Source organism: Algihabitans sp., from assembly GCF_965226985.1.
Taxonomy (GTDB): Bacteria; Pseudomonadota; Alphaproteobacteria; order Kiloniellales; family DSM-21159; genus Algihabitans.
In genome coordinates, this window is sequence record NZ_OZ245712.1 from 3,028,609 (window position 1) to 3,044,854 (window position 16,246).

Genomic DNA, 16,246 nt, shown 5'->3' on the forward strand with positions numbered 1-16,246 from the left:
ATCAGTCTCCAAAGCAGTTCACAAAATACTAATCAAATACCACGCAATATCTACGCGGTTTCATCTTACGAAAGCCTTTAAATGGTTTCTCCCAACGGACCTGCAGCGACCCGCCGCGCCGCCAGGCAAGGCAGAATTGCATCCAAACTCCGGAACGCCTTCGTCGGCGTCTCGCTTTTCTCCCTGCTCGCAGCGCTGGTTGCCGTCGCCAGCTACCAGGTCGTCGAGCGAGCGCAGGACGAGGTGCTGGACCGCTCTCTGCCGGCCGCGCTCGGCACGGAACGACTGGTCTCGCAGGTGCTGCTCGTGCTCGCGGCCACGCCCTCCCTGATCGCGACCGAAGAGAAAGGACACCTACAACGTGAGATGGCCCGGCTCCAGTCCGTGAACAGGGAATTTCAGACAACCGCCGAGCAGATCCGGGACAGCCATGTCGCCGACGAGCTGCTCGGCCGGATCGAGGAGGAGTTCAACGAGTTTACCGCGAATCTGAAGCGACAAGTCGACCTGATCGCCACGCGCAACCGCCTCAGCGCCAGACTGACCATGTCTTCGGAGGAGTCCAAGCAGGAAGTGGTACGGCTCATCGACCTGCTGAAGCCGGAGATTTTGGAAGCCTCGGCCACGCTACTGACCAAGACTGACGGTCTGCGCGACGTTCTCTCCCCGCCGGGTACCGTAACAGCCGAAACGAGCGAGGTTTTTGCGGAGCTGGTGGATAGCGACTACTACCTCGTCGAACGCCTGACCGAGATGCGCTTTCTCTCGGACAACCTAATCAGATACATCAACGAGCTGGTTCTGACTGGGAACGCCCGGGAAATCCCTGCGCTTCAAAACAGGCTCGCCATCGACCTTCGCCGTCTGACCCGCTCCGCCGTCGCGCTTGAGGATACAGCCTTGCGAGAGGAGGTCGCCCAGTCCTTGCAACGGCTACTGACGAAGATGCAAGGGCCCGACAGCGTCTTCGCGCAGCAGTCGGACTTGATCGATATCCGCGGCCAGCTGTCCCAACTTGGGGCGGACAACTTCGACCGGGCGACGCGCCTGCGAGAAAATGCCGAACTGCTGTCGTCCCGAGTCTCGGCACTGATCGCGGCCTCATCGAAGGAAGCGCGCGACGCCGTTGCTCTCGGGCGGATCGTTCTTGCGATCATCGCAGCCACGGCGCTCGTCGCGGCCGTTTACGTCAGCTGGCGCTTCGTGCTCAAGGACGTGACCCAACGCATGGCACAACTTGTCCGGACCACGCGAGACATCGCTCAAGGAAACCTGGATGTCGAGATCGCTGTCGCCGGCGACGACGAACTGGGCGACATGGCCCAGGCCCTTGAGGTCTTTAAGGCCAACGCTGCGGACCTGAGGCGGTCCAATGCGGAGCTCGAACAGTTTGCCTACGTGGCGTCTCACGACCTGAAGGCGCCCCTGCGCGGGATCGCCAATCTGGCGGCCTGGATCGAGAAGGATGCGGCGGAGACCATGTCGGAGGATGCGAAACAGTACCTGACTCTGCTGCAAGGGCGCACGGAGCGCATGGGTCGCTTGCTGGACGACCTTCTACAGTATTCCAGAGCCGGTCGCGAGAAGGCGGAGGTTCGGCTTCTCGACCTTAACAGCACACTTCCCGATCTTTTCAGAATGACGGCGGCGCCCGACGGCTTCCGTCTGGAGATTCCCGAGCCCCTGCCGAGCCTGACGACGGCCTACCTGCCCCTGGAACAGGTGTTTCTGAATCTGATCGGAAACGCGGTCAAACATCACGACCAGGACAGCGGCTGCATCCGGATCACTGCCGTATCGCGCGGCTCGTTCTACGAATTTCTGGTGCGCGACGACGGCCCCGGTATCGCCGCGCAGTTTCATGAGAAGGTCTTCGCGATGTTCCAGGCCCTGAAGAGCCGGGACGACGTCGAGGGCAGCGGCATGGGTCTGGCCATCGTTCGGAAACTCATCGAGTCGGCGGGTGGCAAGATCGCCATTGAATCGAATCCCGAGACGGCGCGCGGCACAGCCTTCCGCTTTACCTGGCCGAAGCATTGGACCGCCTTCGAGACCGCTCTGGAGGCCGCGTGATCGTGACCGCTTGGCAGAACCGTTACAGAAACACTAGACAGGCAGTGGTCGAACGCAGCGGCCTGTACGGTACGTGCGAGAGAGATCTGAGACGATGATGACCAACCGCGAGGTTTCCTTCCTCCTGGTGGAAGATGACGAAGTCGACGTGCTCTGCGTCAAGCGGGCGTTCAAGGAACTCAAGATCTCGAACCCGATGGTCGTGGCCGGAGATGGACTGGAGGGTCTATCTGTCCTGCGCGGAGAAGACGGCTTCGAGAAGCTACAGCCCCCCTTCATCGTACTGCTCGATCTTAACATGCCGAGGATGAACGGGATCGAGTTCCTGGATGCGATCCGCAACGACCCGAACCTCAGAACTTCGGTCGTTTTCGTCATGACCACCTCCCGACACGACAGAGACCGCGTCTCCGCCTACGAGCGCAACGTCGCCGGCTACCTAGTCAAAAGAAACGCGACGGAAACCTTCAACCAGGCGATGGGTATGATCGACCACTATTGGCGTGTCGTCGAACTGCCGTGACCGCCGGTACGGTCGCCATGGCATCCGGCAAGTCTTCGGTGGAATAAAGCTTCAGGCAGCGTCAGGCGACGGAAAGGACGTTTCTCTTCCGCGCTTCGTGCCATCGCAGGATCTCGTCTTTCGGCAAGGGCTTGGCGAAGAAGTACCCCTGGGCTTCATCGCAGTTCTGCTTGCTCAAGTAGAGACGTTGCTCTGCGGTCTCCACACCCTCCGCGACGGTGCTCATGCCCAGGCTTCGGGCCAGCGTGATGGTCGACTCCACCGCCGCCGCATCCGCGCGCGTCTTCAGCATTCCGCGAACGAAGGACATATCGATCTTCAGGCAGTCGGCCGGCAGTGAGGTTGCAAGTGCCAGCGACGAGTAGCCTGTCCCGAAGTCGTCGATCGCGATAGAGATGCCCAGACTGCGGAGCTTGTTGAGTTGTTCGGTGGCGATCTCCAGGTTTTCCAGCGCCGCCGTCTCGGTAATTTCAAGCGCCAGGATCGACGGCTGCAAGCCGGAAAGACGGAGGCGATCCTGGATATCGCCGACCAGGTTTTCCTGCTTGAGCTGAACGGCGGAGAGATTGAGAGCGAGCGGCATCCCATCGAGCGCGGTTCCCGCCCAGCTACCGACCGTCTTGAGCGCCTCATCGAAAATCCAGCTCGACAGCGGAATGATCTGTCCAGTCGACTCGGCCATCGGAATGAACTCGCCCGGCGAGATCGGGCCGTGAACCGGGTGCTGCCAGCGGACCAGCGCCTCGAGCCCCGTGACCGCCCCGCTGGTCAGATTCACCTTGGGTTGATAGGCCAGGGCCAAGTCCCCCGCCGCAATCGCGAGAGGCAGTTCCCGTTTGATCAGCAGCGCCCGCTGGACCTCCTTGTCGAGGACATCGTCGTAGAAACGGAAAACGCCGCGTCCAGCCGCCTTCGCGCGGTAGAGCGCGGAGTCGACCTCCTGGATCGCCACTTTCGGATCCTTGCGATCCTCCGCGGTCATTAGAACGACGCCGATACTCGCACTGCTTTCGAAGCGATGCCCGAGAATGTCGAAGGGGTGAGCCATTGCCGTGATCAGCTTTTCGGCCACCACGGCCGCGCACTGCTTCTGATCGATGTTGGTCGCCAGGATCGCGAACTCGTCCCCGCCAATCCGGGCGACGACATCGGTTTCCCGGACGCTCCTCACCAGCCGCTGGGCGGTCTGAATCAGAAGTTCGTCCCCGGCCTGATGCCCCAGACTGTCGTTGACCCACTTGAAGCGATCCAGGTCCAGCAGAAGCAGGGCGAGGCTTTTCCCCGTCCTGCGGATCTGCTCCAGGCTCTCGCGAAGCTGTTCGCCGAACAGCGTCCGGTTCGGAATCTGGGTCAGCATGTCGTGCTGCGCCAGCCAACGGTAGCGCTGCTCGCTCATCTCCGCACGCGACAGGGTTCTCGTCAGCTGGCTCTTGGCCTGAGTCAGTTCACGGGTCAGCCTCTGTTGCTCGCGCACCTGCTTTTCCACAGCGCTCTTGGCCTTGCGAAGCTTGTCCTTCTGTTCGATCAGCAAACGCTTCTGCCGCATCGATTCGTTGGCATAGCGCAGCGAACGCTCGAGCCGTTCCGCATTGAGATCGGTTTTGATCAGAAAGTCAGCGACGCCGACACGCGTCGCCGCGAGATCGACATCGCGGTTTTCCTGTCCGGTCAGAAGAATGAAGACACGGTGCCGATCCGTCGGCGGCGCCGCCTCGACGACCTCCAGCCCGGTGCCGGGGCCGAGGAGATAATCGACCAGGTAGACGTCATGGCAATCCGCGGCGACGGCCTGAACCGCTTCGTCCCAGGTGGTCGCAAAGTCCAGCCGCAGTTTCGATCCGAAAATCTCGGTCAAGAGCCGTTTGCTGTGCAGACAATCGACCTGGTCGTCGTCGATCACCAGGATCTTGGGCGCCACACAGGCAGATCCTGCTTCCGGTGCGGCATGAACATCGCCAGCCCATAACATCAACTGCTGTTCCTGCGCCTGACAACTCGATAGAACACAGGAAATCTAGGTATTTTAAGGTATAAATTTTATGAAGATGATACACCGCCTCATCAGCCGACTTAAAATACAGCCTTTAATTCTTGATCTGGTAGAGCAGATTTATTTCAAGACTGCCAAAACGAGAGCCAACTCGACTTCGGTTAGCTTAAAGAACAAGAGCGACCGAACAAGGCGCACGCCCGCCCTACTCTAGCCTTCCACCGCAAAGACCTCACCGCTGCCAAGGTCGCGGATCCGGTCGATCCGGCTGCCGTCCCAGTGGTAGCTGAGATGCCGCGCCTGCAGCGGGATCGTCATCAGATCGGGCCAGAAAACGGCGATGCACGCGCCTTTCGGATAGCGCACGCTGGGATAGACCAGACCGTTGGACCCGTCGGCGCGCAGCCGCGTCCCCAGGGCTTGGGGCGGCCCATAGTCGTCCGGATCCAGACAGTCGGACCAGGTCGCGCTCTCGCGAAGATCGTGCAGCTCACGGTCGATGGCCCCCACCAGCTCGCGAAAATCCGAAGTCCAGCCCGGCGCCTGAGCGGTCGCGGCCATGAAACGGCCGTGGTGATGGATGGTCTCGAACAAGGCGACCTCGAAACGGTCGCCGGCGTAGTAGACGCCGTAGCTTCCATCCGAAAAACGACTGCTGCGGTCCGGCGAGACGTGGACGAAAGGCGCCATCAGCCAGGTTGCGCCCTCGCCGGAAACGCGCCGCGCCGGCGGCACCAGATCCAGCAGACCGATGGACTCCGCAAGGCGCGGGTTGGTCTTGCTCTCCGCGCTGGCGATGGCGTCCCAATCGGCTGGATCGGCGATGTCCTCGAACAGATCGATGGGCGGAAAGCGGGAGCGGATGATGCGGTGGGTTTTCGGCCAGTCGACCCGCGTCAGGGGCGGGGCCTCCGAACTCACCAGGCGCCCCGTTCCGCGTCCAGATAGCGCCGCACCCGCATCAGATCCGTCAGTTCGCCACCCAGCATCACCTCAAGTGCGGAGCGGCCGTCGAAGACGGCGTTGGGCGCCGCGATCCAGGCATAGCCGCGCTCCGGCTCTCGAAAGATCAGGCGCAGGGCCTTGTGAATGGCCATCAGATTGGCCAGCCGTGCCCGCAGATCGCGGGGCAGCCGGCCGCTCCCGCCCAGCTTCCAGCGCGCCCAGGTCCGCGCCGAAATGCCACCAAGCAGCGTACAGGCCTGGGCGTCGGTGACGCCCCAGCGCTTGAAGAGGTTGGGAACCGCACGCGCCATGGCCGCCGCCTCCACATCCGTGATCTCCGGCGTCTCCGGCCTGGCCGGGCTACGGTCGATGAGGCGAAGTTCAGGCATAAGTCGCTCCTTGCAATTTGGCATAAAATATAGTATTTCTTGCCAAATTGCAATACTGTGCTCAATGCGACCGTGCGGATTGCACGCACTCCCTGCGCGGCAAAAACTGACGGAGCTTCCGGATCCGGGCCGGTTCGGCGCAGGCTCCCGAGGGTCTGCACGAGACGGCAAGCGCCTTAGAGCGGCCGCCCTTGCCCAAGGATATCGACGACGCTCTCCACATCGTCGACCGTCAATGGCTTGTTGATGAAGCTCTTGACCACCTCGAACTCGTCGGCCCGCTCCCGGTCCTTCGGGTTGAGCGAGGTTGTCAGCATGACGATCACGGCCTCGGTGAAGCGCTCGCCCAGTTCTTGCGTCGCCGTCTCCAGAAACTCGAAGCCACTCATGCGCGGCAGATTGATGTCCAGGAAGATGACGTCGACCTTCCGGCGGTCGTCCCGCTTCAGGAAATCCAGGGCCTCGTCGGCATAGTAGAAGGAGATCACTTCGCCCAGCTTGCCGGCCCGCGCGATGACGCGCTTGTAGATCAGTTGATCGGTTTCGTCGTCATCCACCAGCATGACCGTCGGACCGGACGTCGGGGTTGGTCGGTTTGCAAGCGTCATGCCCTGTTTCTCCTGTGCCTCGCCCCCACCGTCGGCGCCGGGCCTTGGACTTTCGGTCCGAATTCGCGCGTCATCTCACGACACCTCTTCAGATCGGCAGATCGCGTGGTAGGGAAAAAGCGAAGGTAGATCCTTCGCCAGGCGCCGACCGCAGATCGATGCGGTCGCCGTGATTGGCGACGATGCGCTGACAAAGGGCGAGACCCAAGCCCGAACCGGGGAAGGCTTCGTAGGAATGAAGTCTCTGAAAAAGCCCGAAGATGCGTTCGTGAAACTCCGGCGCGATCCCGATCCCGTTGTCGGAGATCGCGATACGCTGCTTCCGACCATCCCGGTCGCCTGTACTGCGGATCGTCACTTCAAGCGGCCGGTCGGGAGAGCGAAACTTGATCGCATTGCAGATGAGGTTCTGGAAGAGCAGGCGTAGCTGCAAAGCGTTGCCGGAGACGACCGGCAGCTCGTCGAGCTCGATGTCCGCATCCGCTTCCCCAATGTCGGACTGCAGATCTTCGAGGATGTCTTGGACCAAAAGGTTCAGGTTGACCGGTTCGGTGACGACCTTCTGCTCGACGGTACAAGAGTACTTCAAGACGTCCTCGACCAGTCGCCCCATGCGCGCGACCGTCTTCTGGGCCCTCTCGACCAGATGCGTTGCGTCGCCATCCAGCGCGTCAGCATGCCCCAGGACCAGTTCGTCCAGCAGCATGCTCACGGTGTTTGTCGGCGACTTCAGATCGTGCGAAATGGCATAGGTGAAGTCGGCCTGCTCGCGATTGGTCTGAACCAGCAGTTCGTTCAAGCGCGTGAGACGCTCCGCCTTTCGGGCGACCGACTGCTCCGCGAAGCGCCGCTGTTCGATTTCCGTCTGCATGGCTTTATAGGCCTCCGCACTGCGCAGCTTCGCCTCGTTAATCGCAGTCACAATATGGTCCAGCTCGTCACCATGATCGTCATCACGCGTGGTGTCGCGCCGATCCAATCTCAGAACCTGCGTCCGATCCAGCCAGGAGGAACCGGCGACATAGTCGGCGATCGTCCGGAGGTGACGAATCACCAGATGATCGATGATCATCAGAATGACCAAGGATGCGCCGGCGGCCTTTGCCATGTTCGACAGCAGTAGCGTCCAGAACTGAGCCCAGACCCGCTCCTTGGCGTTGGCGAGACTGAGCCCGATCGTCATCTTGCCAAGGGGAACGACCTCCCCCGCGGTGTCGCGATGTTGGAAGGTCAAGGTCTCCATGATCAGATCTGTGCGAGGTCCTTCGCCGCGGGTCCAGAGTTGGCCCGTAGTCGTCTCCATCTCCACGAACTCGACATCGGTCTTGTTGTAGATACCGTCCAGCAGCGCTTGAACGAGACCGAAATTGAATTCCCAGAGAGCGTTCTCGAAGCCTTCGCGCAGGCTCTGGTCGATCACGGAAACCGATTCCAACACCTCGTCCCGGTCGCGCTGATAGCTGAAATAGAGTTGTGCGGCGGAGGCGACGACCGACAACAGGGCGCTAGCGGTTACGATCAGAAAGACGATCCGTCGGCCCAACTGGGCGGTCGATTTTCGGTCGGGATGGGTTAGCGTCAAGGTCGACATCGGTCTCTTCGCCTGGCGTCGAACGGCTGCGGCGCTCCGCGTCAATTGCGGTGCTTGACGAGCAAGCTGTCGAGAGAGCCGTCCGCGCGCATCTCGGCCAGAACGCGGTTGAAGTCGGCCAGCAGCTTGTCTCGTCCCGGCAGGTCGTTGCGAACGGCCATATGGATCTGCCGTACCGTCAGGGCCCTGGGCAGGTAGACAACCTGCTCGGCGAGAGCCGGAGCTTCGGTCCGGATCGCGTGATCGATCACATCCCGGCTGTCGAGGGTGAGATCCACCCGGCCGCTGGCGACCATTCGAATGCCCTGGATGGTCGTCGTGACGACCACCTTCTGCAGATCGTCGGCCTCATCGAAATCGTCCTCGTAGAAATACCCCTCGCCGACCGCGATGCTGTAGGGCCGCAAGCTCTCCAGATCGGTAAACTGATGATTGCTTCCCCTTTGCTGAACGAATCGCACCTCGGTTTCGTAAAAGGGATCGCTAAACGTGAGATAGGCCTGCAGGTCTTCCTCGAAAAATAGGTTACCGACAATGTCGTAAGCACCGCTCCGGGCGCCGTTCAGGATCCGGGCGAAGGGCAGGATCTCCGTGGTCGTGTCGTAGCCCGCGCGCTCCAGCACCGTCGTGATGACGTCCAGGGAAATGCCACCCTCTGGCAGATCTTCGCCACCGAAGGGCGGCCAGTCGTCGACAACGACTCTGACCATAGGTTCGGCACGTAGGGACCCGAGGCATCCAAGCAGAACGGCAACGGCCAGAAGAACAGATCTGATCACGCTTCAATCCTGTGTCTCAAACTAGACGGCAGCCGGCCCGCGGGTCCGCGCCGAAACAGCCTGTGGCCCCGGATTGCCGAACCGGTCTCTCGTTCCAAGGAAGCACACAAATTATCTCAATAGCCGTAAATAACTCCTTTATCGCCTATTCCCTTGAGAGATCGGACGCGGCGGTGCGCCGAACCGGCGGCCCGAGCACTGCCGGAGACCCCGCGTCCAAGCCGGCTGTTACGATCCGTGTCAGGCCGTCGCTTCGCCGCCTCGCTTTCGAGCGATCACCACGTAGTTCTTCGGGTAGCCGGCGCTCGTGACCTTGCACGCCGTGTCGAGCCTGTAGAACAGCCCAGCCAGCAGGAGGGCGGCGCCCTTCACCGCCACGACCAGCGGCCAGGCCAGGGCCGGCCACCAGGGCCGCCGGAGATAAGGCCTGGGACTGACCGGCAGGGCGCTTGCCATTCCCTGGAACTGGTAGGCGACGGTGCCGAAGTAGCCCTCCATCCACTCCAGACGGTCGATCTCGAAGCCCGCCTTCTCGAACATGTGACGATGGGCGAACTGGGTGTAGCGATAGAAGTCGTAAGGCTCTTCGTGTTCCTCGTAGAACAGCGGGCAGGTGCAGATCATCTTGCCGCCGGGCTTCAGGGTCCGACCGAGTTCGCGCAGGGCCGCGAGCGGATCGGGCAGATGCTCCAGCACCTGATTGAACACCACACGGTCGAACCGCCCATCCTCGACCGGGATGTCGCAGAGGTCGCAGACGTAGGTGGACTTCGCGTAGGGCTTGTCGACCTGTTCGAAGTCGGCGCTTTCGTAAGTGCAGTCGGCGAAGAAGGCCCGGTAGGGCTGATCGCCGGCGCCGGCATCGAGAACCCGCATGCCCGGCGCCGTCTCGCGCGCGAAGTCCTCGTTGTAGCGGCGCAGATAGGCGCGTGAGGAGTTCGGCAGGAGACGGCGCTTGATAGCTGCTTTCGAAAGCATGCCGAACCTTCCTTCCTGTTGCCTCGCCGCCGGCAAGGCCCCTTTCGTACAAGGAATACCTTGGCCGGAACCGCCGGTTTTGAGTTCAAAACACCGTAGAGACAGCGGTATTACCTTTGCGCCTGTGGTGTTTGGGTGACGAAATCGCAGCGTGCGACCGCCCATTCCAGAACCGAAAAATGTAATACTGCTGAAAGACGAGACACCCCTGCTTCATTTCTAACTCTTAACCGAGCTAACCCGCCAATTTATACGAAATCATTTCTTTCAAGCGGCAAGACTGCGGCATCGCATCCACCCCCGACAGGATGGTGGAGTCGAGAGGGATCCGAGGCCGGAACGGGCGATACCCGCTCCTGGCGAAGCCCGTCTCATTTGTTCGCCGAACGCCAGAAGAGGTGTCACATTTCGCCGAATTCACATCCGCGAAAGGTTCGACGGGCATCCTGGTCTGTCCCAAGTCTCAGAAGAGCGGCTAGCCTTGTCGGATTTCTACATCAATCGCGCCTCTATCCGGGGCACCGACAGGCTTGCGATCCTGGCGCGGACGTTTCTCGCCGCGCTTTGCCTGCTGCTCGCCCTCTATCTCCTGCACGACCGGTTCCAAGGGCTCGATCTCGACGCCACCTTGAACCAGGTCGCGAGCGTGCCCCTGCCGATGGTCCTGCTCGGTATCTTTCTGACCGCCGTCAGCTACCTTGGCATCTCCGGCTACGACCTGCTCGCCTTCCGGCTGATCGGGCGGGACCTGCCGGCCCGTCTTCTGCTGCGCTCCGGTCTCACGGCGACGGCTTTGGGACAGACCCTCGGTTTCGGCGTGGTGGTCGGCGGCGTCGCCCGTTGGCGCATGCTGCGATCGGAAGGCGTGACCCCTGGCGAGGCGGCTGCCGCCTCGGCTCTGGTCGCCTCGGGCTTCTTCCTGGGGCTGATGGTGGTCTTCGCCGTGATGACCCTCCTGGCAAGTGCGTCCGTCGCGGCCATTGTCGGTCTGCCGCGTCCCTCGGTCGTTGCCGTCAGCCTGCTGGCCTTGACGCTCTATGGGCTGATCCTCTCGCTCGGCAGTCTCGAAGTTTCGCTCCTGGGGCGGCGGATCGCACTGCCGAACCGAACAAACATGCTGCGTCAGACCGGCTTGGCGGCGCTGGACGTGATTCCGGCGGGCCTGGCCCTCTGGGTCTTCCTGCCCAGTGGGCTGGAGGTGGAGATAGGCCTGATCCTGACCGCCTATGTCGCCGCCCTGGCCGCGGGCCTGCTGGCCAACACGCCGGGCGGGCTCGGCGCCTTCGAAGGGGTATTGCTGATCGCCCTGCCCCAGGTGCCGATGGAATCCCTGCTCGCCGGCATCCTCTGCTTCCGACTGTTCTACTACGGCCTGCCCTTCTGCATTGGCGCGCTGCTGCTGACGCAGGTGGAACTACGCGGCGATCGATACCGGAGAGGCCTGCAGCCCGGATCGCGGATCCGCGAAGAGCGCATCCCCACATCGCCCGCGGCCGCATTCGACACCGCATTCGACACCGACGGCGCCGAAGACGCCGCGCTGATCGCCCGTGCGGTCGAGACGAGCGACCGGGCCGAGGCCAATCTCGCATTCCTGGGCGACAAGCGCTTCCTCGTCGCGTCGCAGGCACCCGGCTTCGTCATGTTCGGTCGCAGCGGCAGAACGCTGGTGGCGCTGGGCGATCCGGTCGCACCGCGCAGCGCCTGGCCGGCTCTGATCGCGGGCCTGAAGGACCACGCCGGCAACATCGGCGCACGTACGCCCGTGTTCTATAAGGTCGGACCCGAGACCGCCGCCATCTGCCGCGCCCAGGGGCTGCGGACGATTCGGATCGGGCATGAGGCCATCCTCGACCTCGCGACCTTCGATCTCACCGGGTCGCGTCGGCGCGAGTTGCGTCGCAAGACCCGTCAGGCAGAGAAGGCCGGTATCGAGATCCTACGGCACGCCCCCGGCGCGGCGCCCCTGGACGCACTGGCGGAGGTGGCACGGCTCTGGCGCGCGGCCAAGCAGGGGCGCGAACGCAGCTTCTCAACCGGCCATTTCGACCCCGTCTACCTGGCGCGCTTTCCGATCTTCGAAGCCCGGCAAGCTGGCCGGACCTGCGCCTTCATCAGTCTCTGGATCAGCGGAGACGGCTCCGAATGGGCATTGGACGTGATGCGCACCCGCAGCGACGTGCCCAGCGGCACCATGCACGCCCTGGTGACCGAGGCCGCCCTGGCAGCCAGGGCGGCCGGCGCGCGGCGCTTCAACCTCTGCATGGCCCCACTGAGCGGTCTCGAGGACAGCGACGGTCGCCTGGAGCGGCTGGGCAGTGCCATCTATCGCCACGGCCGCCGCTTCCACGGCCTGCAGGGCTTGCGGCAGTTCAAGTCGACCTTCCGGCCCGAATGGGAGCCGCGCTATCTGGCGCACCGCACGGGCCCCTCGGTGATCGGCGCCGCCTTCGCGACCTATCGCCTCTGCAGGAAGACGCCTGTGACGGCAGGGCCCAGCGCGCCGCCCCCGGCGCCGGACGCCTGACCGCCAATCTCGTCACACAGCGATCCAAGCGGCCCGCCCCGCCGCGCCTCTATCGACCCCGCCAGGCCCATACCTACCCCCGCCAAGCCCATACCCACCGTTGACGGCTGGTCCCGCGTCGCTAGGATGCGCGCCGAACGGGTCTCGTTTCCCGGAAGACGCGGAACCACCGAGACCACACCACTGAAACCACGCGAAGCAGTAAAGGGCGCGCCTGATGGCCTCCTACCAGTACGTCTATTCCATGCAGGGTCTGTCGAAGACCTACCCCGGCGGCAAGACCGTGGTGAAGGACGTGCACCTGAATTTCCTGCCGGGCGCCAAAATCGGCGTGCTGGGCCTCAACGGTACCGGCAAGTCCACGCTGCTGCGGATCATGGCCGGCGAGGATACCGAGTTCAACGGCGAGGCCTGGCCCGCCAAGGAAGCCAAGGTCGGCTACCTGCACCAGGAGCCCAGACTGGACGCCGATAAGACGGTGGCCGAGAACGTGATGGAGGGGCTGGGCGGCCTGAAGGCGCTGGTCGATCGCTTCAATGAGGTCAGCAACGCCTTCGCCGAACCCGACGCCGATTTCGACGCCCTGATCGCCGAGCAGGCCGAACTGCAGGAAAAGATCGACGCGGCCGGCGCCTGGGACCTGGACCGCACCATCGAGATCGCGATGGACGCCCTGCGCTGCCCGCCGGGCGAAGCCAAGGTCTCCAACCTTTCGGGCGGCGAGCGACGGCGCGTTGCGCTCTGCCGTCTGCTGCTGCAGAAGCCGGACCTGCTGCTGCTGGACGAGCCGACCAACCACCTGGATGCCGAGTCCGTGGCCTGGCTGGAGCGTCACCTTGAGGAGTATCCCGGCACGGTCTGCTGCGTGACCCACGACCGCTACTTCCTGGACAACGTCGCCGGCTGGATCCTGGAGCTCGACCGCGGCCGTGCCATTCCTTACCAGGGCAACTACTCCGGCTGGCTGGAGCAGAAGCGCAAACGCCTGGCGCAGGAGGCGCGTGAGGAGAAGGCACGTCAGCGCGAACTGGACCACGAGGCCGAGTGGATCCGCCAGTCGCCCAAGGCGCGCCAGTCGAAGCAGAAGGCCCGCATCCAGGCCTACGAGGAGCTGCTCAACACGCAGGTCGACAAGGCACCGGAAGCGGGCCAGATCGTCATCCCGCCGGGTCCGCGTCTGGGCGACCTGGTGATCGAGGCCCAGGATCTGCGCAAGGGCTTCGGCAACCACCTGCTGATCGAAGATCTCTCCTTCAAGGTTCCGCCCGGCGCCATCGTCGGCATCATCGGCCCGAACGGCGCCGGCAAGACCACTCTCTTCAAGATGATCGTCGGTCAGGAACAGCCCGACAGTGGCAGCCTGCGGGTCGGCGACACGGTCAAGCTGGGCTACGTCGACCAGAGTCGCGACACCCTAAAGGCCGACAACACCATCTGGCAGGAGATTTCGGAAGGTGCCGACGTGATCCACGTCGGCAAGCGTGAGGTCAACAGCCGTGCCTACGTCGGCAGCTTCAACTTCAAGGGCCCCGATCAGCAGAAGAAGGTCGGCCAGCTCTCGGGCGGCGAGCGCAACCGCGTCAACCTGGCCAAGCTGTTGAAGTCCGGCGCCAACGTGATCCTGCTGGACGAGCCGACCAACGACCTGGACGTGGACACCCTGCGGGCACTGGAGGAATCCCTGCTGGACTTCGCCGGCTGCGTGCTGGTGATCAGCCACGACCGCTGGTTCCTGGACCGCGTAGCCACCCACATTCTGGCCTTCGAGGGCGACAGCCGGGCGGTCTGGTACGAAGGCAACTTCCAGGACTACGAAGAGGACAAGAAGCGCCGCCTGGGAGACGCCGCCATCGAGCCCCACCGCATCAAGTACAAGCCCCTGACCCGCTGAGGAAAGCGGGGGAAGCAGGCACGACGGCAGGTCTGGGGCAGATCTGCGACAGCAAAAAGGGGCCGCAAGGCCCCTTTCTACATCGCTCGCACCTCTGCCGGCTATCTAGCCTTGCTGATTGACCGGCCGCACCTGGCCGCTGTCGATCAGGCGGCGCAACTCCTGCACCAGTCCGGCCACGCTGCCCTGCTGGCGAATCACGGAGGTGTATTCGTCGCGCAGCGTAACGGCGAGGCTGACGCCCTCGGCCCGCACATCGAGAATCTTGAAGTTGGACGTCTGCCCGCGTACGCGCCAGATGGTGCGAACCGCTTCGCCGCCGTCTGCCGGCTGGAAGCTGACCGGCACCTCGAACAGGTCGTCGCGTCCCTGTAGCGGCTGGGCCTCGCCGAAGCGCAGTTCGACGTCGCTAGCGCCGCTGAACAGCGGCAGGAAGCGCTGGGCCAGATAGTCCTTGAAGACCACGATGAAGTCGGCGCGCTCCTGCTCGGAGGCCGAACGCCAGAAGCGGGCCAGGATGAACTGACTGACCGCCGGCACGTCGAACCCCTCCTCCAGAAGGCTGCCGAAGCGGGCTTCCAGCTCGTCCTGGCTCAGGTCGTTGCCCGTCAGCTCCGTCAAGGCGGTGTTGGAGAAGTCCTTCAGAAACTCGGTCGGCGTCTCGGCCTGTGCAGAAGCCGCGACCGACAAAGGCCCGGCCACAATGAACGCCACGACGAAAACGGCCGATCCCAGCTGGCGCAGCCTGCGCGTGAACTCTCGCGTGATCTCTGCGGTCATATCTCTCCTTCTCGGGCTCCCGACCTTACGGCCGTTTCGCACCGATACCCCTGCTGACTCTGAAAAACCGTTGCGGTCGAGCCTAACGAAAAAGGCCTAACGAACGCTCACCTGACGCGGATCCGTCGCGGGCTCGGGCCCGCTGAATTCGGGGCCGACGCCACCGACATCGTTTCGAATCTGACGCTCGCGCTGCTGTCGCCAGAGCGAGCGGATGCGCGAGTAGTAGTCGATGGAATCGCGGCGGACTTCGTCCAGCGTATCAATGTTGGCCGCGCGGAAGCTGACGGCCTCGGCCCCTGTGCGAGCCAGCGACAGCGACTCCTTGTCGTTTGCGCGAGCCAGATAATTGAAGGGGTCGAGGAAGAAGTCGACGCCGCGCCCGCCGGCATCCCGGAAGGTCGAGGGGCCGAGTAGCGGCAGCACCAGATAGGGACCGCTGGGCACGCCATGCACCGCCAGGGTCTGGCCAAAGTCCTCGTTGCGATGCTCCAGCCCCAGGCCGGTGGCGGGATCGAACAGGCCGAAACCGATCGCGCTGTTGATCAGGAAGCGGCTGCCTGTGGTCTCGGCATGCTCCCAATCGCCCTGGAACAGAGAGTTCGCGAAGGTCACCGGCTCGCTCAGGTTGGTGACGAAGTTGCTCACGGCCTCCTGAAACAGGTCGGGCGTCCAACGGCGATAGGTGACCGCGATCGGCTTGAACACGAAGATGTCGAGCGTGTCGTTGATCGCGAAGACGAAGCGGTTGAAGACCTCCAGCGGGTCGCCGGCCGACACGAACTCGCCTGTGCCGACATCGGCCACGTCGGCAATATCGGTGGCGATGTATTCGCCATCCGCCATGGCGGCCAGCTGGAATTCCCGGCTCGGCGCCTGCGCATAGCCGTTGGTGTCTTCCAGTCCAGGCGCCCAGGCGCACCCGCTCAGAACGGTCAGACAAAGCAGCGGCCCGAACGCGGGTCGCAGCCCGGCCCTCAAGCCGGATCCGAGGGAAGACATGCTCTTCGTGAAGCGGTCCGAAGCCCGCGAGACAGCCCTAGTCAACATTGCGCCCCGTCTTGTTCCTGCTATCGACATCTCCGGCGCGGTCGTCCGTCTTGCGCGATGCGTGACCCTGCCATGTCGAAGACACTGTCATGAAACAGACTGCCGAATCGAGACCCGACTCC

13 protein-coding genes are annotated in these 16,246 nt (G+C 63.1%); 4 read left to right on the forward strand and 9 right to left on the reverse strand.

Annotated features, from left to right (window positions below; genetic code table 11):
- Positions 1 to 81 precede the first annotated feature (81 nt).
- Entirely contained in the window at positions 82 to 2,073 is a 1,992-nt protein-coding gene (locus tag ACO054_RS13845; RefSeq protein WP_421707170.1) for a sensor histidine kinase, read from the forward strand.
- Positions 2,074 to 2,167: 94 nt separating this feature from the next.
- On the forward strand, positions 2,168 to 2,596 hold the full coding sequence (locus ACO054_RS13850) for a response regulator (protein WP_421707171.1): 429 nt from the start codon (positions 2,168 to 2,170) through the stop codon (positions 2,594 to 2,596).
- Positions 2,597 to 2,657: 61 nt separating this feature from the next.
- Here the strand turns inward: ACO054_RS13850 and ACO054_RS13855 are convergent, their stop codons facing one another.
- The 7 genes from ACO054_RS13855 to ACO054_RS13885 all read right to left on the reverse strand — a co-directional run bounded on the left by ACO054_RS13855 (position 2,658) and on the right by ACO054_RS13885 (position 9,876).
- Complete coding sequence (locus tag ACO054_RS13855) at positions 2,658 to 4,514, reverse strand: EAL domain-containing protein (RefSeq protein ID WP_421707172.1); 1,857 nt, start codon at positions 4,512 to 4,514, stop codon at positions 2,658 to 2,660.
- A 282-nt stretch (positions 4,515 to 4,796) separates the two neighbouring features.
- The gene (locus tag ACO054_RS13860) at positions 4,797 to 5,507 is read right to left on the reverse strand and encodes an RES family NAD+ phosphorylase (RefSeq protein WP_421707173.1); all 711 of its coding nucleotides are present in this window, start codon (positions 5,505 to 5,507) and stop codon (positions 4,797 to 4,799) included.
- Positions 5,504 to 5,920, reverse strand: a complete 417-nt coding sequence (locus ACO054_RS13865) for an MbcA/ParS/Xre antitoxin family protein (protein ID WP_421707174.1) — start codon at positions 5,918 to 5,920, stop codon at positions 5,504 to 5,506. Before ACO054_RS13865 ends, ACO054_RS13860 begins: the two co-directional genes overlap by 4 nt.
- Before the next feature lie 176 nt (positions 5,921 to 6,096).
- Complete coding sequence (locus ACO054_RS13870; protein WP_421707175.1) at positions 6,097 to 6,528, reverse strand: response regulator; 432 nt, start codon at positions 6,526 to 6,528, stop codon at positions 6,097 to 6,099.
- Between the two features lie 88 nt (positions 6,529 to 6,616).
- Entirely contained in the window at positions 6,617 to 8,119 is a 1,503-nt protein-coding gene (locus ACO054_RS13875; protein ID WP_421707176.1) for a sensor histidine kinase, read from the reverse strand.
- 41 nt (positions 8,120 to 8,160) lie between these two features.
- Positions 8,161 to 8,898 carry a substrate-binding periplasmic protein gene (locus tag ACO054_RS13880; protein WP_421707177.1) on the reverse strand — a complete coding sequence of 246 codons (738 nt, stop codon included), beginning with the start codon at positions 8,896 to 8,898 and terminating at the stop codon, positions 8,161 to 8,163.
- 240 nt (positions 8,899 to 9,138) lie between these two features.
- Entirely contained in the window at positions 9,139 to 9,876 is a 738-nt protein-coding gene (locus ACO054_RS13885; protein WP_421707178.1) for a class I SAM-dependent methyltransferase, read from the reverse strand.
- A 481-nt stretch (positions 9,877 to 10,357) separates the two neighbouring features.
- On the opposite strand from ACO054_RS13885, the gene ACO054_RS13890 reads away from it, so the two are divergent.
- On the forward strand, positions 10,358 to 12,403 hold the full coding sequence (locus ACO054_RS13890) for a phosphatidylglycerol lysyltransferase domain-containing protein (RefSeq protein WP_421707179.1): 2,046 nt from the start codon (positions 10,358 to 10,360) through the stop codon (positions 12,401 to 12,403).
- Between the two features lie 217 nt (positions 12,404 to 12,620).
- Positions 12,621 to 14,294, forward strand: coding sequence for an energy-dependent translational throttle protein EttA (ettA, locus tag ACO054_RS13895; RefSeq protein WP_421707181.1), 1,674 nt, complete (start codon positions 12,621 to 12,623; stop codon positions 14,292 to 14,294).
- Between the two features lie 105 nt (positions 14,295 to 14,399).
- Here ettA and ACO054_RS13900 read toward each other — a convergent pair whose 3' ends face one another.
- Complete coding sequence (locus tag ACO054_RS13900; protein ID WP_421707182.1) at positions 14,400 to 15,074, reverse strand: MlaC/ttg2D family ABC transporter substrate-binding protein; 675 nt, start codon at positions 15,072 to 15,074, stop codon at positions 14,400 to 14,402.
- A 96-nt stretch (positions 15,075 to 15,170) separates the two neighbouring features.
- Positions 15,171 to 16,076, reverse strand: coding sequence for an MlaA family lipoprotein (locus tag ACO054_RS13905; protein ID WP_421707183.1), 906 nt, complete (start codon positions 16,074 to 16,076; stop codon positions 15,171 to 15,173).
- Between the last annotated feature and the right edge of the window lie 170 nt (positions 16,077 to 16,246).

What these genes read in the sequence shown, in the direction of transcription:
- ACO054_RS13870 (WP_421707175.1), bottom strand. Translation starts at nt 6,528, where the DNA reads ATGACGCTTGCAAACCGACCAACCCCGACGTCCGGTCCGACGGTCATG.
- ACO054_RS13865 (WP_421707174.1), bottom strand. Translation starts at nt 5,920, where the DNA reads ATGCCTGAACTTCGCCTCATCGACCGTAGCCCGGCCAGGCCGGAGACG.
- ACO054_RS13875 (WP_421707176.1), bottom strand. Translation starts at nt 8,119, where the DNA reads ATGTCGACCTTGACGCTAACCCATCCCGACCGAAAATCGACCGCCCAG.
- ACO054_RS13885 (WP_421707178.1), bottom strand. Translation starts at nt 9,876, where the DNA reads ATGCTTTCGAAAGCAGCTATCAAGCGCCGTCTCCTGCCGAACTCCTCA.
- ACO054_RS13850 (WP_421707171.1), top strand. Translation starts at nt 2,168, where the DNA reads ATGATGACCAACCGCGAGGTTTCCTTCCTCCTGGTGGAAGATGACGAA.
- ettA (WP_421707181.1), top strand. Translation starts at nt 12,621, where the DNA reads ATGGCCTCCTACCAGTACGTCTATTCCATGCAGGGTCTGTCGAAGACC.
- ACO054_RS13900 (WP_421707182.1), bottom strand. Translation starts at nt 15,074, where the DNA reads ATGACCGCAGAGATCACGCGAGAGTTCACGCGCAGGCTGCGCCAGCTG.
- ACO054_RS13845 (WP_421707170.1), top strand. Translation starts at nt 82, where the DNA reads ATGGTTTCTCCCAACGGACCTGCAGCGACCCGCCGCGCCGCCAGGCAA.
- ACO054_RS13905 (WP_421707183.1), bottom strand. Translation starts at nt 16,076, where the DNA reads ATGTCTTCCCTCGGATCCGGCTTGAGGGCCGGGCTGCGACCCGCGTTC.